19 protein-coding genes are annotated in these 19760 nt (G+C 72.8%); 9 read left to right on the top strand and 10 right to left on the bottom strand.

Features of this window, described 5'->3' with window-relative positions:
* Nucleotides 1–208: 208 nt before the first annotated feature.
* Nucleotides 209–2476, top strand: a complete 2268-nt coding sequence (locus ACZ3ZE_RS23695; RefSeq protein ID WP_467260578.1) for an ATP-binding protein — start codon at nt 209–211, stop codon at nt 2474–2476.
* On the opposite strand, the gene ACZ3ZE_RS23690 is transcribed toward ACZ3ZE_RS23695, so the two are convergent.
* The 3 genes from ACZ3ZE_RS23690 to sodN all read right to left on the bottom strand — a co-directional run bounded on the left by ACZ3ZE_RS23690 (nt 2451) and on the right by sodN (nt 4539).
* Nucleotides 2451–2729 (bottom strand): hypothetical protein, encoded by a 279-nt coding sequence (locus tag ACZ3ZE_RS23690; RefSeq protein WP_467260575.1) that lies wholly within the window; start codon nt 2727–2729, stop codon nt 2451–2453. The two genes, ACZ3ZE_RS23695 and ACZ3ZE_RS23690, sit on opposite strands and share 26 nt — an antisense overlap.
* Nucleotides 2726–3886 (bottom strand): hypothetical protein, encoded by a 1161-nt coding sequence (locus tag ACZ3ZE_RS23685; RefSeq protein ID WP_361166947.1) that lies wholly within the window; start codon nt 3884–3886, stop codon nt 2726–2728. The genes ACZ3ZE_RS23690 and ACZ3ZE_RS23685 overlap by 4 nt, the downstream gene beginning before the upstream one ends.
* A gap of 257 nt (nt 3887–4143) precedes the next feature.
* The gene (gene sodN / locus ACZ3ZE_RS23680; protein ID WP_329424065.1) at nt 4144–4539 is read right to left on the bottom strand and encodes a superoxide dismutase, Ni; all 396 of its coding nucleotides are present in this window, start codon (nt 4537–4539) and stop codon (nt 4144–4146) included.
* Between the two features lie 142 nt (nt 4540–4681).
* Here sodN and sodX point away from each other — a divergent pair, with 142 nt between their 5' ends.
* Entirely contained in the window at nt 4682–5104 is a 423-nt protein-coding gene (sodX, locus tag ACZ3ZE_RS23675) for a nickel-type superoxide dismutase maturation protease (RefSeq protein ID WP_361166951.1), read from the top strand.
* On the opposite strand, the gene ACZ3ZE_RS23670 is transcribed toward sodX, so the two are convergent.
* Nucleotides 5008–5637 carry a CGNR zinc finger domain-containing protein gene (locus ACZ3ZE_RS23670; protein ID WP_361166954.1) on the bottom strand — a complete coding sequence of 210 codons (630 nt, stop codon included), beginning with the start codon at nt 5635–5637 and terminating at the stop codon, nt 5008–5010. The genes sodX and ACZ3ZE_RS23670 overlap by 97 nt on opposite strands.
* Before the next feature lie 96 nt (nt 5638–5733).
* On the opposite strand from ACZ3ZE_RS23670, the gene ACZ3ZE_RS23665 reads away from it, so the two are divergent.
* Complete coding sequence (locus tag ACZ3ZE_RS23665) at nt 5734–6498, top strand: class I SAM-dependent methyltransferase (RefSeq protein WP_467260572.1); 765 nt, start codon at nt 5734–5736, stop codon at nt 6496–6498.
* A 77-nt stretch (nt 6499–6575) separates the two neighbouring features.
* Here ACZ3ZE_RS23665 and ACZ3ZE_RS23660 read toward each other — a convergent pair whose 3' ends face one another.
* Genes ACZ3ZE_RS23660 through ACZ3ZE_RS23650 form a run of 3 tightly spaced genes read right to left on the bottom strand, consistent with a single transcriptional unit; the run spans nt 6576 to nt 9288 of the window.
* Nucleotides 6576–7343: an amino acid ABC transporter ATP-binding protein gene (locus ACZ3ZE_RS23660; protein WP_361166960.1), complete on the bottom strand. Its 768-nt coding sequence runs from the start codon at nt 7341–7343 to the stop codon at nt 6576–6578.
* Entirely contained in the window at nt 7340–8290 is a 951-nt protein-coding gene (locus ACZ3ZE_RS23655; protein WP_361166963.1) for an amino acid ABC transporter permease, read from the bottom strand. The genes ACZ3ZE_RS23660 and ACZ3ZE_RS23655 overlap by 4 nt, the downstream gene beginning before the upstream one ends.
* 29 nt (nt 8291–8319) lie before the next feature.
* A complete protein-coding gene (locus ACZ3ZE_RS23650; RefSeq protein ID WP_361166966.1) occupies nt 8320–9288 on the bottom strand; it encodes an ABC transporter substrate-binding protein in 969 nt (322 codons plus the stop codon).
* Nucleotides 9289–9824: 536 nt separating this feature from the next.
* Between ACZ3ZE_RS23650 and ACZ3ZE_RS23645 the strand changes: the two genes are divergently transcribed.
* The 3 genes from ACZ3ZE_RS23645 to ACZ3ZE_RS23635 all read left to right on the top strand — a co-directional run bounded on the left by ACZ3ZE_RS23645 (nt 9825) and on the right by ACZ3ZE_RS23635 (nt 13674).
* Nucleotides 9825–11036: an NAD(P)-dependent malic enzyme gene (locus tag ACZ3ZE_RS23645; RefSeq protein WP_361166969.1), complete on the top strand. Its 1212-nt coding sequence runs from the start codon at nt 9825–9827 to the stop codon at nt 11034–11036.
* A gap of 151 nt (nt 11037–11187) precedes the next feature.
* The gene (locus ACZ3ZE_RS23640) at nt 11188–12153 is read left to right on the top strand and encodes a zinc-binding dehydrogenase (RefSeq protein ID WP_361166972.1); all 966 of its coding nucleotides are present in this window, start codon (nt 11188–11190) and stop codon (nt 12151–12153) included.
* An 81-nt stretch (nt 12154–12234) separates the two neighbouring features.
* The gene (locus tag ACZ3ZE_RS23635; protein ID WP_467260569.1) at nt 12235–13674 is read left to right on the top strand and encodes a cellulase family glycosylhydrolase; all 1440 of its coding nucleotides are present in this window, start codon (nt 12235–12237) and stop codon (nt 13672–13674) included.
* Between the two features lie 15 nt (nt 13675–13689).
* On the opposite strand, the gene ACZ3ZE_RS23630 is transcribed toward ACZ3ZE_RS23635, so the two are convergent.
* A complete protein-coding gene (locus ACZ3ZE_RS23630; protein ID WP_361628192.1) occupies nt 13690–14832 on the bottom strand; it encodes a helix-turn-helix transcriptional regulator in 1143 nt (380 codons plus the stop codon).
* Between the two features lies 1 nt (nt 14833).
* Nucleotides 14834–15709, bottom strand: a complete 876-nt coding sequence (locus tag ACZ3ZE_RS23625) for a DUF4097 family beta strand repeat-containing protein (protein WP_361166978.1) — start codon at nt 15707–15709, stop codon at nt 14834–14836.
* Between the two features lie 191 nt (nt 15710–15900).
* Here ACZ3ZE_RS23625 and ACZ3ZE_RS23620 point away from each other — a divergent pair, with 191 nt between their 5' ends.
* On the top strand, nt 15901–16722 hold the full coding sequence (locus tag ACZ3ZE_RS23620; protein ID WP_467260566.1) for a hypothetical protein: 822 nt from the start codon (nt 15901–15903) through the stop codon (nt 16720–16722).
* Nucleotides 16723–16731: 9 nt separating this feature from the next.
* Here the strand turns inward: ACZ3ZE_RS23620 and ACZ3ZE_RS23615 are convergent, their stop codons facing one another.
* Nucleotides 16732–16917: a DUF6104 family protein gene (locus tag ACZ3ZE_RS23615; RefSeq protein ID WP_046907272.1), complete on the bottom strand. Its 186-nt coding sequence runs from the start codon at nt 16915–16917 to the stop codon at nt 16732–16734.
* Nucleotides 16918–17022: 105 nt separating this feature from the next.
* On the opposite strand from ACZ3ZE_RS23615, the gene ACZ3ZE_RS23610 reads away from it, so the two are divergent.
* Both ACZ3ZE_RS23610 and ACZ3ZE_RS23605 read left to right on the top strand, forming a co-directional pair.
* Complete coding sequence (locus ACZ3ZE_RS23610; RefSeq protein WP_467260563.1) at nt 17023–17493, top strand: CU044_2847 family protein; 471 nt, start codon at nt 17023–17025, stop codon at nt 17491–17493.
* Nucleotides 17490–19589: a VMAP-C domain-containing protein gene (locus ACZ3ZE_RS23605; protein WP_361166987.1), complete on the top strand. Its 2100-nt coding sequence runs from the start codon at nt 17490–17492 to the stop codon at nt 19587–19589. Before ACZ3ZE_RS23610 ends, ACZ3ZE_RS23605 begins: the two co-directional genes overlap by 4 nt.
* Nucleotides 19590–19760 lie beyond the last annotated feature (171 nt).

The raw sequence follows: 19760 nt of genomic DNA, 5'->3' as shown, positions 1-19760 counted from the left end.
GGCGGCACGCCCAGAAATGTGGCGCGTTCTGGCCGACAGGCTGAGGGATCTCGACACGGATCCGGCGGTCGCCGATCTCTTGCATCTCTTACGGGAGGGGCCGACGGCCCCTCCCGTAACCCACGCGGACCTGGCCGAGCGGCTCGCGCACGCCGCGGCAGGCGATCCGCGCCTCGCGCGGGTCCTGGGGGAGTGGACGGCAGCGGTCATGGAGGCAGTGGCGACGGGCGGGGGTGGGAGCGGGAGCGGGAGCGGGGGTACGGGCCCGGCGACCGGCGCCGCCACCGGCCCCGCGACCGCGTCCGGCACGACACACACGGCCAACACCCTCACCGGCGCCGCCACCGTCCACGGCCCGGTCGTCCAGGCCGGCGAGGTCCGGGGCGACGTCCACATCCACGTACCGCCGGCCCCGGCCGCCCCGCCCGGGCCGGACGCACGGCCGGTACCCCGGCAGCTCCTCCCCGCTCCCGAGCACTTCACCGGCCGCACCGACGCCCTCGCACTCCTCGACACCCTTCTTCCGCAGCTCGGCGCCCGCCCCCTCCTCACCGTCGTCAGCGGACCCGCGGGGGTCGGCAAGTCCTCGCTCGTCACCCGCTGGCTGCACGGCCTCAGCGACCGCTTCCCGGACGGGCAGCTCTACGCGGACCTGCGCGGCCACCTCCCCGACAGCGGGCCCGCCGCCCCCGGCGAGATCCTCGGACGCTTCCTCAGGGCCCTCGGCGTCAAGGAGGTCCCCGTGGAACCCGCCGAGGCGGCGGCCCTCTGGCGCTCCCACACCGCGGGGCTCCGGCTCGCCGTCATGCTCGACAACGCCCTCAGCGCCGCCCAGGTCCGCCCTCTGCTGCCCTCCTCCCCGGGCAGCCTCGTCGTCGTCACGAGCCGCCGTCGGCTCACCGCCCTCGGCATCGACGGCGCCTCGTTCCAGCAGCTCGGCGTGTTGTCCGCCGCCGACGCCGTCCGGCTGCTCGCCGGCCGGATCGGCGCCGACCGGGTACGGCGCGAAGCGGAAGCCGCACACGAGGTCGCCGCCCTCTGCGCCGGTCTGCCGCTCGCCGTCTCCGTCGCCGCGGCCCGGCTGGCCGCCCGGCCCCAGCAGTCCCTCGCCGCCATGGCCGGGGCGCTGGGCGGCTCCGGCGCGGCCCGCCTCGACGCGCTCAGCCTCGGCGGGGAGGACGCCGTACGGCTCGCGCTCGACGCCTCGTACCACCAGCTCACCCCCGAACTCGCCCGCGGCTACCGCAGGCTCGGCCTGCCGCCGGTCACCGTCCTCAACGGGCCCGTCGCCGCCGCGGCCTGCGCCGTCGGACCCGACGAAGGCGACCGGCTGCTCGACGACCTCGCCGAGGTGAGCCTCCTGGAGGACCTGGGACCCGACGACACCACCGGCCTCGGGCGCTACCGCTTCCACGACCTCGTCCGCGCCCACGCCGGTCAGCTCGCCGACACCACCGAGCCGCCGGAGGACCGCCGGGAGACCGTCCGCAGGGTCGTGGACCACTACCTGGCCGTGGCGACCGCCGCCGAGGAACTGCTCACGCCCAGCCATCGCAGCCTGGACCGCGACTACGCCTTCCCGCCCCGGCACCGGCCGCCGTTCGACAGCGCCGCCGGGGCGCTCGCCTGGCTCGACACCGAGCGCTTCCACCTGATGGCCGCGCTGCGGACCGCCGCCGAACACGGCTGGGACGCCACCGCGTGGCAGCTCGCCGACGCCATGTGGCCGCTCTTCCTGCGCCTGCGCCCGTACGACCTGTGGGTCGAGGCGCACGAGATCGGCCGCGCCGCCGCCGGGCGGGCCGGGGACCGGCGGGGGCTCAGCCGCATGCTGACCTCGGGCGGCGTCGGGCTCCGCAACGCCGGACGCTCCGACGAGGCCGTCGCCTGGTTCACCGAGGCGGTGCGCGGCGCCCGCGCGGACGCCGACCGGAAGGCCGAGGCCCAGGCCCTGCACGGCCTCGGCCAGTCGCACCTGCTGGCCGGCCGGCTCGACGAGGCCACCACGTACCTGACCGAGGCCCTGACCCTGCGCGAGGCCATCGGCTACCGGCGCGGCGCCGCGATGACCCGGATCTGCCTCGGGGACGCCGCCCTGACGGCGGGCCGCCCCCGGGAGGCCCTGGCCCCGCTCACCGAGGCCCGCACCACCCTCCTCGCGGTGCCCGACCCGTACGACGCGGCCCGCGCGCTCGCACTGCTCGGGCTGGCCCTGGCCCGCGCCGGGGCGCGCCACACCACCGGCGAGGACGCCGAGACGGTGCTGCGGCAGGCACTCGACGAGTTCGCGGCGACAGGGTCGGTCCACTGGCGGGCCAGGACCCTCGAAATGCTGGGCGAGACCGCGGCCCTGCGCGGCGAGCGGACCGAGGCCAGGGACCGCTACGAACGGTCCCTGGCCCTCTACGAACCGCTCAGCGACTCCGACGCGGCCCGCCTCCGCACCCGCCTCACCGACCTGGGCCGGCTCCCCTGACGACGAACAGGCCGACGCCCCCGCCCGCCGCCCGCAGCCCGACGACGTACCCGCCCTCACGCCGCGCGACGACGGTCAGCAGACACCCCGGATACCGCAGCAGTACGGAGCCGGCGAGGCGCACGGCGGCCGGGTGCGGGAGCGGACCGCGGGAACTCAGCACGTCCGCACACTGCAACCAGGCCTCACTGGCGCCGCCGTCGAACTCGACACAGACGAGATCATCAGGCCCCAGGGCCGTGGCGGTGCTCACGCGCACACCTCGGACAGACCGTCCATCCCCGCGTCCAGCGCGGGCGGGTCGGGCAGCGGGGCGGTCTCCGGCTCGTACGCGGGCTCGCCGAGCCGCAGGACCCGGTAGAGCAACCGTCGCATGTTGGCGTTGAAACGCCCCGGCTCGGAGGAGATCCGCCCCGCGATCCGGGCGTACGCCTCCGCCGGGTAGGTGGCCGCCGCGTACGCCAGCTGCTCCGCCAGCGGGTGGGCGGGGGAGAGGGCGGGGGCGACCCGGGCCAGTTCGGCACCGGGGGAGGCCGGGTTGACGTCCTCCTCGGGAAACCGGGCCAGCAGGATGGCGGCCGGTGTCATCGTGGCGTACAGGGTGACGGAGCCGTGGTCGCCGATCACCCAGTCCGCCGCGACCAGCAAAGGCCGCCAGTCGGCACCCGGCGACACGAGCGTGATGCCCCGGCGCCGCAAGGTGCCCAGCCAGGCCCGCACCTGCCAGTCGCCGTGGCCCGACCAGACGTTGGGATGGACGAGCACCGCGATCCGGTACGTGCCCTCCGGTAACTCCGCGAGCAGCCGCGGCAGGAGCGCGTCCAGCCGGTTGAACGAGGAGCCGAGCCCCCACGTCGACGAGACGACGACCAGCCGCTCCCCGGGACGCAGCCCCAGCGCGAGCCGGTACCGCTCGCGCAGCGGCAGACTCACGGCGATCCGGTCGTGCACGCCGTCCCCCACGACCTCGGTGACGGGCAGGGCCTCGGGGCAGGACGCGCGCAACAGCTCCAGATCCTCCCGATGCGCCACGGCATAGGCGGCGGGCACGACCCGCCCACCCCACATGAGATACCCCGGCCCCATCCCACCCACGGCCCGCTCCCCACCGCCCTCTTCCATATCCGCGACCCGCTGCAACTTCCCATGCCCGGCGCCGTGCGGCAGCCGCACCAGGGGCGCCCGCACCTGCTCCACCCCCTGCGAGCCGGCCGCGAGCGCGAGATCGAACTCGCTCCGCACCGCCTCCTCCCACGGCAGCACGACCCCACCGAGCCCGCGCAGCGCCCGCAGCGCCCCGCCGTTGAAGGCGTGCGGCGCGACCGTGAACGCCACCTGCACCCGCAGATCCGCCGCGAGCAACGGCAACAACTCCCGCAACCGCCTCCCGTACACCTCGGTATGCACCACCACCAGCACCCTCCGGCACCCCTGCAAGGTCACCCACTGCGCCGGATTCCTGCCCACCACGTCCATCGAAGCCCCCGTCCCCGGTTGCACGGCCAGTCCACCGACGAACCTCCCCACCGGCCACGTCCACCCCCTTGCGGCGCCCTTGCCGAAACCTTGCAGCCGACTTCAGGGGCGGGGCGGGGGCCGGCGGCGGAACGCCAAAGGGGCCCGGCCGCCAACGCGGCCGGGCCCCTTCGGGGCGGGAGTGAGGAAGGTCAGGCCTTCTTCGTCTCCCAGAAAATGCGGTCGATCTCGGCGATGAGTTCCAGCGCCTTCTCGCCCGTCTTCGGGTCCGTCGAGGCCTTGGCCGCCGACAGGGCCTTCAGGGTGTCGTTGATGAGCGTGTGCAGCTCGGGGTACTTCTCGAAGTGCGGGGGCTTGAAGTAGTCGCTCCACAGCACCGAGACGTGGTGCTTGGCGAGCTCCGCGCGCTGCTCCTTGATGACCGTGGCGCGGGCCCGGAAGTGCGGGTCCTCGTTGGCCTGGAACTTCTCCTGGACGGCCTTGACCGACTCGGCCTCGATGCGGGCCTGGGCCGGGTCGTACACGCCGCAGGGGAGGTCGCAGTGGGCGCTGACCTTCACCTTGGGGGCAAACAGGCGGGAGAGCATGCTGCTGTCCTTCCTCGTGATCGTCTTCTCAGGTGGGACATTACTCGGTGAGAAGCACGTTTTCGCGAGCGCCCCCTTGGGCTTAGGACAAAAGTCCAGGGTCGGCATGGGACTCGTGGACGATGGGACTGTGAGGTGCTTGATGGTGGGATCGGGGCAAGAGCCCGGGGCCCCGTTCGGGATCGCCGAGGTGACGGGGGTGTCGATGGTGCCCACCCTGCTCCACGGCGATCAGCTGTTCGTGCAGTACGGGGCGCGGTTGCGGCCCGGGAACGTGGCCGTGCTGCGGCATCCGCTCCAGCAGGATCTGCTGATCGTGAAGCGGCTGGTCGAGCGGCGGGACGGCGGCTGGTGGGTGCTGGGGGACAACCCGGACGCCGAGGGGGACAGCCGGGTCTTCGGGGTGGTGCCGGCGCCTTTGGTGCTCGGGCGGGTGCGGGCGCGGTACCGGCCCGTCACCCCCGGGCGTCAGCGGTCGATCGGGGTGGTGCTCGGCTGGCTGGTCTCCGCCGTCAGGCCTGTCAGGTCGGCGCGTTCCGCCTCCAGGCGCTTGCGGGCGCGGTAGGCGGCGACGTTGGCGCGGGTGGCGCAGCGGTCGGAGCAGTAGCGGCGGGAGCGGTTGGTCGAGGTGTCGAGGTAGGCGTTGCGGCAGGGCGCGGCCTGGCACAGGCCGAGGCGGTCGGCGCCGAACTCGGTGAGGTGGAAGGCGAGGCCCATGGCGGCGATGGCGGCGTAGCCCGCGGTCGCGTTCGAGGGGTGGTCGGCGAGGTGCATGTGCCACCGCGGCCGGCCCTCCTCGTCCAGGTGGTCGTGGCCGGAGATCTGGGGGCTGACCGGGAACTCCAGGAGCAGGGAGTTCAGCAGGTCCACCGCCTGGGTGTGGTCGCCCTCGTCGGCCGCCGTGAACACCGCGCGCAGCCGGGCGCGTACCGCGCGGAAGCGGGTCACGTCGGAGTCCGTCACCCGCCGGGCCATCTGGGAGGCCTCGCCGAAGAGTTCCCGGACCGCTTCGACCGAGGTCAGGGAGTCCTTGGAGCGGGCCGGCTCCTCGGTGTTGACCAGGCGCACGGCGTAATCCGAGTAATAGGCCAGTTCCACTTGTAGTCCTTACGGCGGCGGTCTAGGGTCGGGGCGGAGGGAGCGTAAGTGACGCTTTTCCTTTGAGGGTATTACGTCGAGGGCGAGGGTGGAGCGATGACGGACACGGCGGTGACCGGAACCGACTGGGCGGCCTGGCAGCAGAGCTGGGACCGTCAGCAGGAGTGGTACATGCCGGACCGTGAGGAGCGGTTCCGCGTCATGCTCGACATGGTCGAGGCGCTGGTGGGACCGGAGCCCCGCGTGCTCGACCTCGCCTGCGGTACGGGAAGTATTACGGACCGGCTGCTCCGTCGGTTCCCGAAGGCGACCAGCACCGGTGTCGACCTCGACCCCGCCCTGCTCGCCATCGCCGAGGGGTACTTCGCCGGCGACGAACGGGTCGCCTTCGTGACCGCCGATCTCAAGGACCCGCAGTGGGCCACCGCGCTGCCCCACGACTCCTACGACGCCGTCCTGACCGCCACCGCTCTCCATTGGCTGCACAGCGAGCCGCTGGCCGGCCTGTACGGGCAGCTCGCCGGGCTCGTGCGGGACGGCGGGGTGTTCATGAACGCCGACCACATGATCGACCAGGACACGCCCCGGATCAACGCCGCCGAGCGGGCCCGGCGCCACGCCCGGATGGCCGAGGCCAAGGCCGCCGGCGCGGTCGACTGGGCCGAGTGGTGGGCCCTGGCCGCCGCCGACCCCGCCCTCGCCGGGCCCACCGCCCGCCGCTTCGAGATCTACGGCGAGCACGCCGACGGCGACATGCCCGCGCCCCGCTGGCACGCCGACACCCTGCGCGCCGCCGGCTTCGGCGAGGCGCGGGCCGTCTGGGCCTCGCCCTCCGACACCCTGCTGCTCGCCGTGCGCTGAGCGGACGGAGGGGTACGGGAAGGGGCGGTGCGGGTGTGTGCCCGTACCGCCCCTTCCCCGTGTCGCGCCGCGCGCCGCTACAGGACCTTCGAAAGGAACGCCTTCGTCCGGTCGTGCTGCGGGTTGCCCAGGACGTCCCTCGGGTTGCCCGACTCGACGACCACGCCGCCGTCCATGAAGACCAGCGAGTCGCCGACCTCACGGGCGAAGCCCATCTCGTGCGTGACGACGATCATCGTCATGCCCGACTCGGCCAGGTCCCGCATGACGTCGAGGACGTCGCCCACGAGCTCCGGGTCGAGGGCCGAGGTCGGCTCGTCGAAGAGCATCAGCTTCGGCTCCATCGCCAGCGCGCGGGCGATGGCGACGCGCTGCTGCTGGCCGCCGGAGAGCTGCGAGGGGTAGTTCGCCATCTTGTCGCCGAGGCCGACCCGGTCGAGCAGGCGCTCGGCGCGCTCGCGCGCCACCGCCTTGGACTCGCCCTTGACCTGGATCGGCGCCTCCATGACGTTGGCCAGGGCCGTCATGTGGGGGAACAGGTTGAAGCGCTGGAAGACCATGCCGATGTCCCGGCGCTGGGTCGCGACCTCGCTGTCCTTCAGCTCGTACAGCTTGTCGCCCTTCTGGCGGTAGCCGACCAGCTGGCCGTCGACCGAGAGCCGGCCGCCGTCGACGCGCTCCAGGTGGTTGATGCAGCGCAGGAAGGTCGACTTGCCGGAGCCGGACGGCCCGACCAGACAGAACACCTCGCCGTTCTGCACCTCCAGGTCGATGCCCCGGAGGATGTGAGCGGCGCCGTAGGACTTGTGGACGCCTTCGGCCTTGACCATGGGCTGACCGGTCATCGGGTCGCCTCCGGGGAACGCTTGAACGTGACGAGGTTCTTCTTGACGCGCTGCCACGGTGTGGCAGGCAGGTTGCGCGTGGAGCCGCGTGCGAAGCGGCGCTCCAGGTAGTACTGCCCGACGCTGAACACGCTGGTCAGGGCGAGGTACCAGATGGAGGCCACGAAGAGCATCTCCATCACGGCGCCTGCCGTGGTGCCGATGTTCGACGAGGCGCGCAGGAGCTCGGTGTACTGCACGGCCGAGACCAGGGACGAGGTCTTCAACATGTTGATGAACTCGTTGCCCGTCGGGGGCACGATGACGCGCATGGCCTGCGGCAGCACGACGCGCCACATGGTCTTCGTCTGCGACATGCCGAGGGCGTGCGCGGCCTCGGTCTGGCCCTCGTCGACCGACTGGATGCCGGCGCGGACGATCTCCGCCATGTACGCGCCCTCGTTGAGGCCGAGGCCCAGGAGCGCGACCATGAACGGCGTCATGACGTCGACGGTCTCGTTCTTGTAGATCGGTCCGAGGTTGATGTACTCGAAGATCAGCGAGAGGTTGAACCAGACCAGCAGCTGCACGTACACCGGCGTGCCGCGGAAGAACCAGATGTACAGCCAGGCGACCGCGCCGGTGACCGGGTTCTTCGACAGGCGCATGACGGCGAAGAGGACACCGAGCACCAGGCCGAGCGCCATTGAGGCGACGCTGATGATGACCGTGTTCTTCAGGCCGTCCAGGACGGACGAGTCGAAGAGCTTGTCCCAGACCGTGGCCCAGATGATGTTGCCCTGGGAGAAGGCGTAGACGAGCCAGCCGAGGAGTGCGACCACCACGACGGCGCTGACCCAGCGCCCGTAGTGCCGTACGGGGATGGCCTTGATGGCCTCGTACGGCGTACCCGAGGGGCCAGGACCGGCCGGAGCGGCGGCCGGGTCCTTGGAGATCTTGTCAGTCATGACGACTGCCCTTCAGTGGAGCGAGGAGGTCACTTGCCGGCGTTGATCGTCGCCGACTGCACGGCGCTGCCCTCGACGTTCCACTTCTTCAGGGCGGCGGCGTAGGAGCCGTCCTTGATGCTCGCGTCGAGCGCTTCCTTGATGACGTCGCGCAGCTGCGTCTTGTCCTTGGAGACGCCGATGCCGAAGAGGCCGACGTCGCTCTGGCTGCCGACGACCTCGAAGTCGTTGCCGCCGCCCGAGGTCTTCGCGATGTACGCGGCCACCGGGTAGTCGTTGAGGTCGGCGACGGCGCCGCCGGCCTTGACGCGGGTCTGCGCCTCGGCGTCGGTGTCGAAGGCCTGGATGGTCAGCTTCTTGTCACCGCACTTGGTGGCCTGGGCCTTGAAGGTGTCCTCGTAGATCGTGCCGCGCTGGACGGCGACGGTCTTGCCGCACAGGTCGTCGAGGGAGTTGACGCCCTGCGGGTTGCCCTTCTTGACCAGCAGGGAGACGCCGGAGCTGAAGTAGTCGACGAAGTCGATGCCCTTGCCGATCTTCTTCCCGTTGTCGTCCAGGCCCTCCTGGCGCTTCTTGTTGTCCGTCATCGAGGACATGATCAGGTCCTGGCGGCCGGTGTAGATCGAGGTGATCAGGCCGTCGAAGGTGCCCGAGGTGAACTGGAGGTCCACGCCGAGCTGCTTGCTGAGCGCCTGCGCGATGTCGGGGTCGACGCCGACGATCTTGCCGCCCTCGGTGAACTCCATCGGGGCGTACGAGGCGTCCGTGCCGACCTTGATGACGCCGGCCTTCTGGATGTCCGCCGGCAGCTTCGAGAAGAGCGGGGCCTTGCTGGAGCCGGCGGCGGTGGAGGAGCCGCTCTCCTTGGTGGAGCCGCTGTTGGTCTGGTCACCGCAGGCGGTCAGCAGCATGGAGCCGGCGACCGCGATGGCGGCGACCGCGGCAAGACGGGACGTGCGGGTCTTGGCGGTCGTACAGCGCGTGGAGCGTGCGGTCATGGTCGGGTTCCTCCGGCGTGTGAGGGAGTTGCCATAGGTCGCGCACGCACCTTCGAGTGCCGCGACCTCGTGTGATTACGGCATCTTGCCATTCGGACCGCCTCAAACCGACGGCCACGGATGTCAAAATCGGGTAACGGGTCATTGCCGAAACCCGGTGGCCAGCTGCCCCAAGGCAGAACCTTCTGCGGGAAGACATTCCCCGTACCGAAAATTATCCCGCCGATCTCGCTATTCGGACGATACGAAGGCCGCTATTCGGGTGGGGAATACATCTTTCCGGACATGGTGTGACGTGTCGCTCTCCGTCCGTACCCGGTAGCGCTCGGTATGAGTCGCGTCACCGAGGCGGTATGGACTCGTCTCCGGACCGGTCCGTCCGGTAAGAAGGATGCTCACACCCCTCATCCGGGGCTCAGGGCGCGTTGTGCGGCGTGCCCGCGCGGCTGCCAGACACGGCGGCTGCGGGACCCACCCACCCCTCCTCATCCAGGAGCGGCCACCCTCAAATGAAGAAGACTTAAGGGGTCAACCCAATGGCAGCGGAGATCGTCAATCCTCGCAGCGACAGTGGTACGGAAGGGGCTCCCGGTGAGCCCTTCGATCCGGCCTTCGCGCTGCACCGCGGCGGCAAGATGGCCATCACGGCCACCGTGCCGCTCCGCGACAAGGACGACCTGTCCCTCGCGTACACGCCCGGCGTCGCCAAGGTGTGCACCGCTATCGCAGAGAACCCCGAGCTGGTCAACGACTACACCTGGAAGTCCCAGGTCGTCGCGGTCGTGACCGACGGCACGGCGGTGCTCGGACTCGGCGACATCGGCCCGGAGGCCTCGCTTCCGGTCATGGAGGGGAAGGCAATCCTCTTCAAGCAGTTCGGAGGCGTGGACGCGGTGCCGATCGCGCTCGCCACCACCGACACCGACGAGATCGTGGAGACCGTCGTCCGGCTCGCCCCCTCCTTCGGCGGCGTGAACCTGGAGGACATCTCGGCGCCGCGGTGCTTCGAGATCGAGCGCAGGCTGCAGGAGCGGCTCGACATCCCGGTCTTCCACGACGACCAGCACGGCACCGCCATCGTCACCCTCGCCGCACTCCGCAACGCGGCGAAGCTGACCGGCCGGACCCTCGGCGAGCTGCGCGCGGTCATCTCCGGCGCCGGCGCGGCCGGTGTGGCCATCGCCAAGTTCCTGCTGGAGGCGGGCCTCGGCGACGTCTGCGTGACGGACCGCAAGGGCATCGTCAGCAGCGACCGCGGTGACCTCACCGACGTCAAGCGCGAGATCGCCGGCCTCACCAACAAGGCCGGTCTGACCGGCTCCCTGGAGGACGCGCTGGCCGGCGCGGACGTCTTCATCGGCGTCTCCGGCGGTACGGTCCCCGAGGCCGCGGTCGCGTCCATGGCGCCGAACGCCTTCGTGTTCGCCATGGCCAACCCGAACCCCGAGGTGCACCCGGACGTCGCGCACAAGTACGCGGCGGTCGTGGCCACCGGCCGTTCGGACTACCCGAACCAGATCAACAACGTCCTCGCGTTCCCCGGCATCTTCGCCGGCGCGCTCCAGGTCCGGGCCTCCCGGATCACCGAGGGCATGAAGATCGCCGCCGCGAACGCGATCGCGGACGTCGTGGGCGACGCGCTCGCCGCCGACTGCGTGATCCCGTCGCCGTTCGACGAGCGGGTCGCCCCCGCCGTCGCGGCCGCGGTGGCCGCCGCCGCCCGTGCGGAGGGCGTCGCCCGCCGCTGACGCGCCACCGCGCGTCCGCTGTTCCGTGAAGGGCCCCGTATGTGCGTACGGGGCCCTTTCGCGTACGCGGACGGCGGCGCGGCACCGAGGGACGCGCGTCACACCTGTGCCTGGTTCCGTGGGCTCGCCGTCGGCCCCTAGTGTCAGGCCCATGTTCGCCGCCTACGCTGCCCGAATCGACCGCGACCGGCCCCTCGACGGCCTCGAACTGGGGGAACGCCCCGAGCCCGAGGTACGGCCCGGCTGGACCACCGTCACCGTCAAGGCCGCCTCGCTCAACCACCACGACCTGTGGTCGCTGCGCGGGGTCGGACTGCCCGAGGAGAAGCTGCCGATGATCCTCGGCTGCGACGCCGCCGGGATCGACGAGCACGGCAACGAGGTCGTGCTCCACTCCGTCATCGGCCAGACCGGCCACGGCGTCGGCCCGGACGAGCCGCGCTCGATCCTGACCGAGCGCTACCAGGGCACCTTCGCCGAGCGGGTCACCGTGCCCAGCTGGAACGTGCTGCCCAAGCCGAAGGAGCTCTCCTTCGAGGAGGCCGCCTGCCTCCCGACCGCCTGGCTCACCGCGTACCGGATGCTCTTCACCAACGCCGGTGTACGGCCCGGGGACTCGGTCCTCGTGCAGGGCGCGGGCGGTGGTGTCGCCACGGCCGCCATCGCGCTCGGCAAGGCGGCCGGCCTGCGGGTCTACGCGACCAGCCGGGACGAGGCCAAGCGCAAGCGGGCCGTCGAACTCGGCGCCGTCGAGGCGTACGAGCCGGGGGCGCGGCTGCCCCGGCGGGTGGACGCCGTCATCGAGACGGTCGGTGCCGCCACCTGGTCGCATTCGGTCAAGTCGCTGCGCCCGGGCGGCACGCTCGTCATCTCCGGCGCCACCAGCGGCGACCGGCCCTCGCACGCCGAACTGACCCGGATCTTCTTCCTGGAGCTGAAGGTGGTCGGCTCGACCATGGGCTCCAAGGACGAGCTGGAGGACCTGCTCTCCTTCTGCGCGGCCACGGGCCTGCGCCCGGTGATCGACGAGGTGCTGCCGCTGGACCGGGCCCGCGAGGGCTTCGAGAAGATGGCCTCGGGCGAACTCTTCGGAAAGATCGTCCTGACGACCTCTTGATGACTCGCCAGTAATACTGATGGGATCTCCGGCACGCGAAACGTGAACAATGCTCATTTCATCGTGCCGGAGGCTCCCTTGTTGCGCACCACCCTCATGGCGACCGCCGTCGTCGCCGCGCTCCTCGCCCCGACGACCGCACACGCCACGCCGGACGCCACGCCAGGCCGCACGCCGGGCACCGCGCCGGGCGCCACCCCGGGTATCACGGCGGGCTCCGCGACGGGCGGGGACGGGATACCCGCCCTCACCGACGCCCAGGGCCGCGCGCTCACCCTGCGCGGCTGGAACCTGGCGGACAAGTCCCACAGCGGTGACCAGGCCCTCAGCGGCATCACCGAGCGCCACTTCCGCGACATGCGGGCCAAGGGCTTCAACTTCGCCCGCCTGCTGGTCTTCTGGGACGACCTGGAGCCGCGGCCCGGCCAGTACAGCCAGGCCTACCTGCGGAAGATCGACCGGGTCCTGGGCTGGGCCCAGAAGTACGACGTGAAGGTCGTCCTCGACGCCCACCAGGACGTCTTCGGGCCCGCGTTCGACAGCCGGGGCATCCCGGCGTGGGCGACCAGGACCGACGGGCTGCCCTTCACCCACCACCCCGACGACTGGTTCTCCGAGTACTTCGAACCCGCCGTGCAGCGCGCCTTCACCCACCTCTACGAGGACGCCGACCTGCGCCGCGCCCAGGCCCGGATGTGGCGGGTGCTGGCCGAGCGCTTCCGCGACCACCCGGCCGTCATCGGCTACGACCCGATCAACGAGCCCATGGGCGAGATGCGGGAGGGCGAGGACCTGCCGACCGCCGCCCGCCGGATCGAGCGCGAGCAGCTCACCCCGATGTACAACCGCATCGCGGACGCGATCCGGTCCGTCGACCGCGACGGCTGGATCTTCGTCGAACCCACCCCGATCGTGGGCGAGGGCGTGCCGACCGGGCTCGGCCGGATCGACGACCCGAAGATCGTGTACGCGCCGCACTTCTACAACGGCACGATGGAGGCGGGCGGCGACTACGACCCGGCCTCCCGCTGGATCGAGAACTACGAGGAGGCCGTCACCCTCTACCCCAAGCAGTACAAGCTCCCGGTGATCGTGGGGGAGTGGGGCCCGCTCAACAACTCCCGGCCGAACATGAACCGCTTCTACCGCGAGGCCATGGCCTCGCTCGGCCGCTACAGCTCCGGCTCGGCGGGCTGGGAGTGGTGCTACGGCGGCGGCTACTGCGCCGTGGACACCGCAGGAGCCTTCCGCACCAACAAGGAGCTCACCGCGGAGCCGTACGCGGAGGCCGTCGCGGGCACCGTCCGCTCCTCCTCGTACGACCCGGCCGCGGGCGTCTACCGGCTCACCTACGACTCCCCGACCCGGCGCGGCTCCCGCGTCACCGAACTGTCCCTGCCCCCGGGCGCGTGGCAGGTCGCGGCCCGGGGGAGGGCGTTCGTCTGGCACGGGGCCGACGGCCGTGCCTGGGTCGTCGCCGCCCCCGGCGCCCACGTGACGGTCACGGTCACCCGGGGCTGAGGACGGGAGCCGGGCTCAGCTCTTCGTGCGGGGGCGCAGGAGTGCCGTGATCTCCGTGGCCGCGCTCGCCAGGTGGCGGCGTGCCTCGGCCAGCTGGTCGCGGCGCACGCCGTGGTCGCGGGCCGCGTCGCGGACCTCGTCGCGGAAGCGGTCGAGGAGCCGGTCCAGCTCGCGGGCCGGCTCGCCCCCCGCCTCTATGTCCGCGGCCCAGCCGGCGGCGGCCCGCTCCGTGCCGTACGCCTGGCCCGGCGCGTGCTCCTTGCCGGGCGTGTGCTCCGGGGCCGGGACGTACTCCGTGGTCAGGCCCTGGTCCTGGGCCGGGGTGTGCTCGGGGGTGAGGCGCTTCGGTGCCGGGGAGCCCTCCGTGCCCGGGGCCTCCGCCACGGTCAGGGTGTCCCCGGCGGGCTCGGCACCGCCGGACCCCGGGGCGGCGTCCTCGGCCGGGGGCCGGCCGGGGGCGGTGGGCTGGTCCGGGGCGGGGGACCGGCGGGGGGCCTTGTCGTGGGAGGCGCCCGTCACCAGGTCGCCCAGCTGGGCCGTGATGTCCGAGATGCCCTTCCAGACGTCCTTCGGCCACTCGCCGCGCGACACCTGCTCCCGCACCTGCTCCTGGACCTGCTCCTGCACCTGCCGGGCGATCCGCTGGAACTCCTTCGCCTGGCGCTTGGCCGACTGCGCCTCCGCGCGGGCCTGGCGGGTCTGCTCCCGCCACTCCTGCCGGGCTCTGCGCAGCTCCTCCTTGGCGTCGGCGAAGGAGGAGGAATCCTTGGTGCGGGACGCGCTGGCCGCCGCCCGCATCTCGTTGCGCAGCTTGCCCGCGGCGCCGCGGACGTCGTCGCGGATCTCGGCGGCCAGCTCGGAGACGGACTCGCGGATCTCCACCTCCAGGTCGGCCAGCTCGCCGCTCCGGCCGGCCAGCTCGGCGCGGCCCGCGTCGGTGATCGAGTAGACCTTGCGGCCGCCCTCGGTGGCATGGGTGACCAGGCCCTCGGCCTCCAGCTTGGCGAGCCGCGGGTAGACCGTGCCCGCCGAGGGCGCGTACAGCCCCTGGAAGCGCTCCTCCAGGAGGCGGATCACCTCGTACCCGTGGCGGGGCGCCTCGTCGAGCAGCTTGAGCAGGTAGAGGCGGAGGCGGCCGTGGGCGAAGACGGGCGGCATGTCAGAGGGCCTTTCCGGACACGGAGGGGGTGGCGGTCCAGCCGTCGCCGTCGGGCTCGGGCTCGGGACGGCGCAGCAGGGCGATGGAGCCGGAGACCGTGGTGGCCCGCACCGTGCCCCGGCCGGCGCCGAGGGTACCGGTGATGGACTTGGTGCCCCACTGGCCGCCCACCCGCAGGTCCTCGAACGCGTTGGAGACGCCGCCGCTGGTCGTGCTCGCCTCGACCGTGGCGTCCGCCGGGTGTGGCAGCCGGATGGCGACCTCGCCGGAGACGCTGGTGAGGCGGATGTCGGCGGGCGGCCCGTCGAGGCCCGCGGCCGGGTCGAGGTCGACGACCATGTCGCCGCTGACCGTCTCGGCCTTCACCGCGGTGCCGGCGCCCTCGAACACGGTGACGTCCCCGGTCACCGAGTTGACCCGGAGCGCGCCGGTGACGGACTGGGCCTCCAGGTTTCCCGAGACGGTCTCGGCGCGGACCGGGCCGGAGAGCTTGACCAGGGTGGTGTCGCCGGTGACCCCGCGGACCTCGGTGCGTCCTCTGATGCCGGAGATCACGGCCTCGGCGCCGATCACGCCGACCTCGACGTCGGCGCCCGCGGGGACGGCGACGGAGACGACGGCCCGGCGCCGGTGGCCCTTGGGGTCGAGCCACTTGAGGAAGCCCTTCCAGTGCAGGTCCTCGTAGCTCACGGTCAGCGTGGAGCCGTTCTGGCTCACGATGAGCGGGGGGCCCTCGATCTCGGAGATCTCCAGGCGGGCGGAACTCTCGTCGGTGCCCACGACGTTGACCGTGCCGTTGACGACGCGGATCTGGAGCCGGGTCACGGGATCGGTCAGCGGGAGCTTCCGCGGCTCGGTGACGGACCACTCTGTCATGGTGCTGGCCTCCCGTGTGGGCTGACGACTTCGGACGACGAGCGACGCAACATATCGCGTATCTCGATAGACACGATATATCGCGGTAGGGCCACGTCAACCCCGAATCGCCCCTGACAGGGATCGGCGAGGGGAGCGTCGCGACGGGCATTCACCGCCGTACACGGACAAATTGCCCTAGCGTAGGGGCCATGAACGCGACATCGGGATCCCGCCCCGCCGGAGCGCTGCTGCTCTGCCGTGCCGAGCCCCCGGCGGTCCGCCCGCCGGCCCAGCTGCTCAGGGAGGGGCTGCTCCTCGCCCCCGCGGGACCCGAGTGGAGCGTCCTCGTACCGGAGGGGAAGCCCTGGCTCGACGACGGCGAGCCCGTCGAACGGGTCGTCACCGGCTGGGCCACCGCCCTCGCCGTCTCCGCCGCCACCTGGCCCGTGCTCGCCCTGTGGTGGGACGCGGAACGCGCCGGGCTCACGCTCGCCGCCGGCTTCCGCAGGACCGTCGGCTACACCTGGCTAGCCGACGGGACGCCCGTCGGCGAGGACGAGGCCATGCGCACCTTCGCGGCCCGCCTCGGCCTCGACCCGGTCCTCGACGTCCAGGCCCTCGAACCGCTCACCCGGCCCGACCCCGAGGCCGACGCCCACACCCGGCTCGTCGGGATCACGGCCGTCCTCGCCCGTGCCGGACTCGCCCTGCCCACCGGCCTCACCCCCGGCGACAGCGCCGACCGGCTGCGGTCCGTGGCCCGCGCCCGGGGTGCCGAACCCGTCGAATGGCACGGCTGGCGCGATGCCGTACGTGCCGAGCTCGACGCCGTGGAGGGCGGCCGCCTCGGCCCGTACCTGCGCGGCCCGAAGGCCCGGCTCCTGAGCGCGGCCCAGCTCGCTGCGGGAGTGCCGCTGCTCGCCCTGGGGGTCACCCGCCGCAGCGGCGGCTGGGTGGCGGCCGGTCTGCTCCTGGTCGCCCACGGGGCGCTCGGACTCGCCTACGACCGGCTGCGCGGCGACACCTCCTAGCAGCCCTGCTCAGTCCTCGTCGTCGTCCTCGTCGTCGAGGCGGGCCAGCCAGGTCGCGAGGCGCTCGACGGGCACCTCGAAGTCGGGGTTCAGGTCGACGAAGGTCCGCAGCTGCTCGGCGAGCCACTCGAAGGTGACCTCCTCCTCGCCGCGCCGCTTCTCCAGTTCCTCGATGCCACGGTCGGTGAAGTACATGCGATCAGAATAGGCCGTGCCGTGACCCCTCCACGGCGTCCCCTGTTCCTCGTCCGCACCACCCACTAGCCTTCTTCATCATCGTTCCGGGGAGCGGGGGCCGCTGTGACGCATGGAATCGCTCGCATTCGACTGGACGACGGGACGCCCGTCTGGGCCCGGGTCAGCGCCGTGGAGGAGCTGGACCGGGGCAGCGGTTTCCAGGACACCGGCATCGGGTCCCTCGGCGACCGGGTCGTGTCCATGGCCGGGGGCCTCGCCGACGTCGTGCGCGGGGTGGTCGGCTCGCTGCGCGCGGGCATCGACCCGCAGTCGCCCGTCGAGGTCGCCGTCAGCTTCGGCATCGAACTCTCCGCGCAGGCCGGCAAGGTGATCGGCGTCCTCGCCGACGCCGGGGGCAAGGCCTCCGTGAACGTCTCCCTCACCTGGACCGAGCCGGGCCCCGCCCCCGCCGCGCCGCCGCTCGCCGGCTCCGCGCCCACCGTCCCGCCGCCGACCGCCTCCCCGGAGAACACCCCCGGGTACGCCCCCGACACCGGCCCCCAGCGGCCCCCGGCGGCCGATGGCGCCTCATGAGCGCCTTCGACGCTCTCGTGCGCCCCGCACTCGTACGCATCGCCGCTCCCGGTGGCGGGTATGACCCGCACGGCGACCCGTACTGGGGCACGGGCTTCTTCATCGCCCCCGGCTGGGTGCTGACCTGCGCCCATGTCGTGGCGAAAGGGGGGAGCGCGGTGTGGAGGGACGAGCCGGCCGTCGGCATCACCTGGGAGGGCGGCGAGACCACCGGCCGGGTCGTGCTGGCCAAGCCGCGACCCGCCACGCCCGAAGACGTCCCGGCCCGCTGGGACTTCCCCGACCTCGCCCTCGTCCACGTCCCCGACGCGCAGGGCGCCGCCTGCGTCCGGCTCAGTGAGCGTCCGCCCACCACCCCGACCCCGATCAGCCTGCACGGCTGGTCCCACCAGACCGGCGAGGTCCGGATCCGGCACGCCGAAGGAGAGGCCCACGCCGTCGACGGCGGAGCGCTCCTGCTGCGCTGGACCCTCCCCGTGGAGGGCGTCTCCGGCGGGCCCGTCGTCGACCTGCGCCGGGGCGCGGTGATCGGCCTCAACAAGGGCCGCGGCCGCGACGAGGGCGCCGCCGTCCCGCTCACCGCCCTGCGCGAGCTCCACGACGTGCCCGGCGGCGAGATCCTCCACGAGGTGCTGCGCGCCCACGACCAGTACCACCTCTCCCGCCTCCGCTCCCCGCGCGGAGGCCGCACCTGGACCGCCGCGCAGATGGAGCTGTGGCCCGCCACCGCGCGCGGGGTCAGCCCCGTCCGCCGCACCCAGCTCTACGGGCGCTTCGCCGAACTCCCGCCGCCCACCGGCCCCGGCGAGGTCATGGCCCTGGTCGACGCGGTCAAGCGCCGGGTCCTCCACCCGGACTACCAGGCCGTCCTGGAGACCGACGCCCGCACCTGGCGCGACGGCGTGGGCCTGCTGCACGAACTCCACGCCACCCAGCAGGAGAACCGGCCCGGGAGCACCGACCTCGGGCTCGACGCCGTGCTCCTCTACGCGGCGCGGGTCGTCCGGCACCTCACCGACCGGTACGGCTCCGGGCCGGGCATGGAGGGCCTTGAGCGCCTGGAGGACTGGATCGCCGACGAGTCCGGCGGCGCCCACGGCGCCGTCCAGGAGGAGATCGACACCCTCCTCGACCCCGGGGCGTCCCGGACCGGCGGCACCGGAGCGGAGCACGAGGAGCCCGCCGAGCGCCCCGCGCGCGAGGCCGGCGCCCGCGCCGACGTACGCATCGAGGTCGACCCCGTCCCCTGGGCCGCCCCCCAGCGCTACACCTGGCGCCTGATGCTGCTCTTCGACGGGCACACGGTCAGCCCGCTGAGCGGCGACGACACCGGGGTGACCCGCGACCAGCTCCAGGAGACCCTGCGCGCCCCGCTCGTGGACGCCCTCCGTCGCGGCGACAGCGGGGACCACCTCGCCGCCGTCGAAGTGGTGCTGCCGCGCGAGCTGTTCGACCTGCCGCTCGACACCTGGCGGCTCACGCCCGAGGAGGAGCACTTCGGCGAGCGCTCCCTCCCGCTCGGCCAGCGCCGGATCGTCGTCCTCCGCGACCGCCACCGCAGCCACCACCCGCCCTCGCCCGAGTGGCGGCGGCGCTGGCGGGGCAGCGAGAGCGGCCCCCTGCGCGCCGTGCCGCTGCGCGCCGAGGTCCTCGCCGCGGGCGCCGAGGCGCACGCCCCGCACGTCCGCCGGGAGAGCCGGATGGGTGCCTACGAGCGGCTCGGCGGCGCCGTCGACGGCAGCGTGCCGGTCTACTGCGGCCCCGTCGGCGGCGGTGACGGCCACCGCGCCATGGACGTGGCGCTCGCCGCCGGGCACCCCATCGCCCTGTGGCGGCACGGCGCGCCCGAGCACGCCGACTGCGCCGAGTTCCACCACAAGGTCGGCAAGCTGCTCGCGGGCGCCGGCTCCGCCGAGGGCCTGCACCAGCCCGTCCGCACCCTGCGGATGCGGGCCGCCGACGCGGAGGCCGACCCGAGCGAGCGCTCCGAGCACGCCTGGGCCGAGGACCTCGCCGTGCTCTACGACCCCCCGGACCGGCCCCCCTTCGACGACCTCCTCCAAGGGCCACCCCTGCTCGGCGAGGCCGACCGGTGAGCGCCGCCGCCCGCGGGGTGATCCGGACGTCGCCTTCGCCGGCGCGGAGCGTTCCTTCGTCCACCCGGAGCGGGCCCCCACCGCCCCCGAACGCGCCTTCGTCCGCCCGGAGCGCGTCCCCACCGCCCCGGAGGGCGTCCCCACCGCCCCCGAACGCGCCTCTGCCCGCCC

Source organism: Streptomyces sp. NPDC023157, from assembly GCF_055560575.1.
The sequence above is the reverse complement of the archived record's forward strand: the minus strand, read 5'-3'. Positions and strand labels throughout refer to the sequence as shown.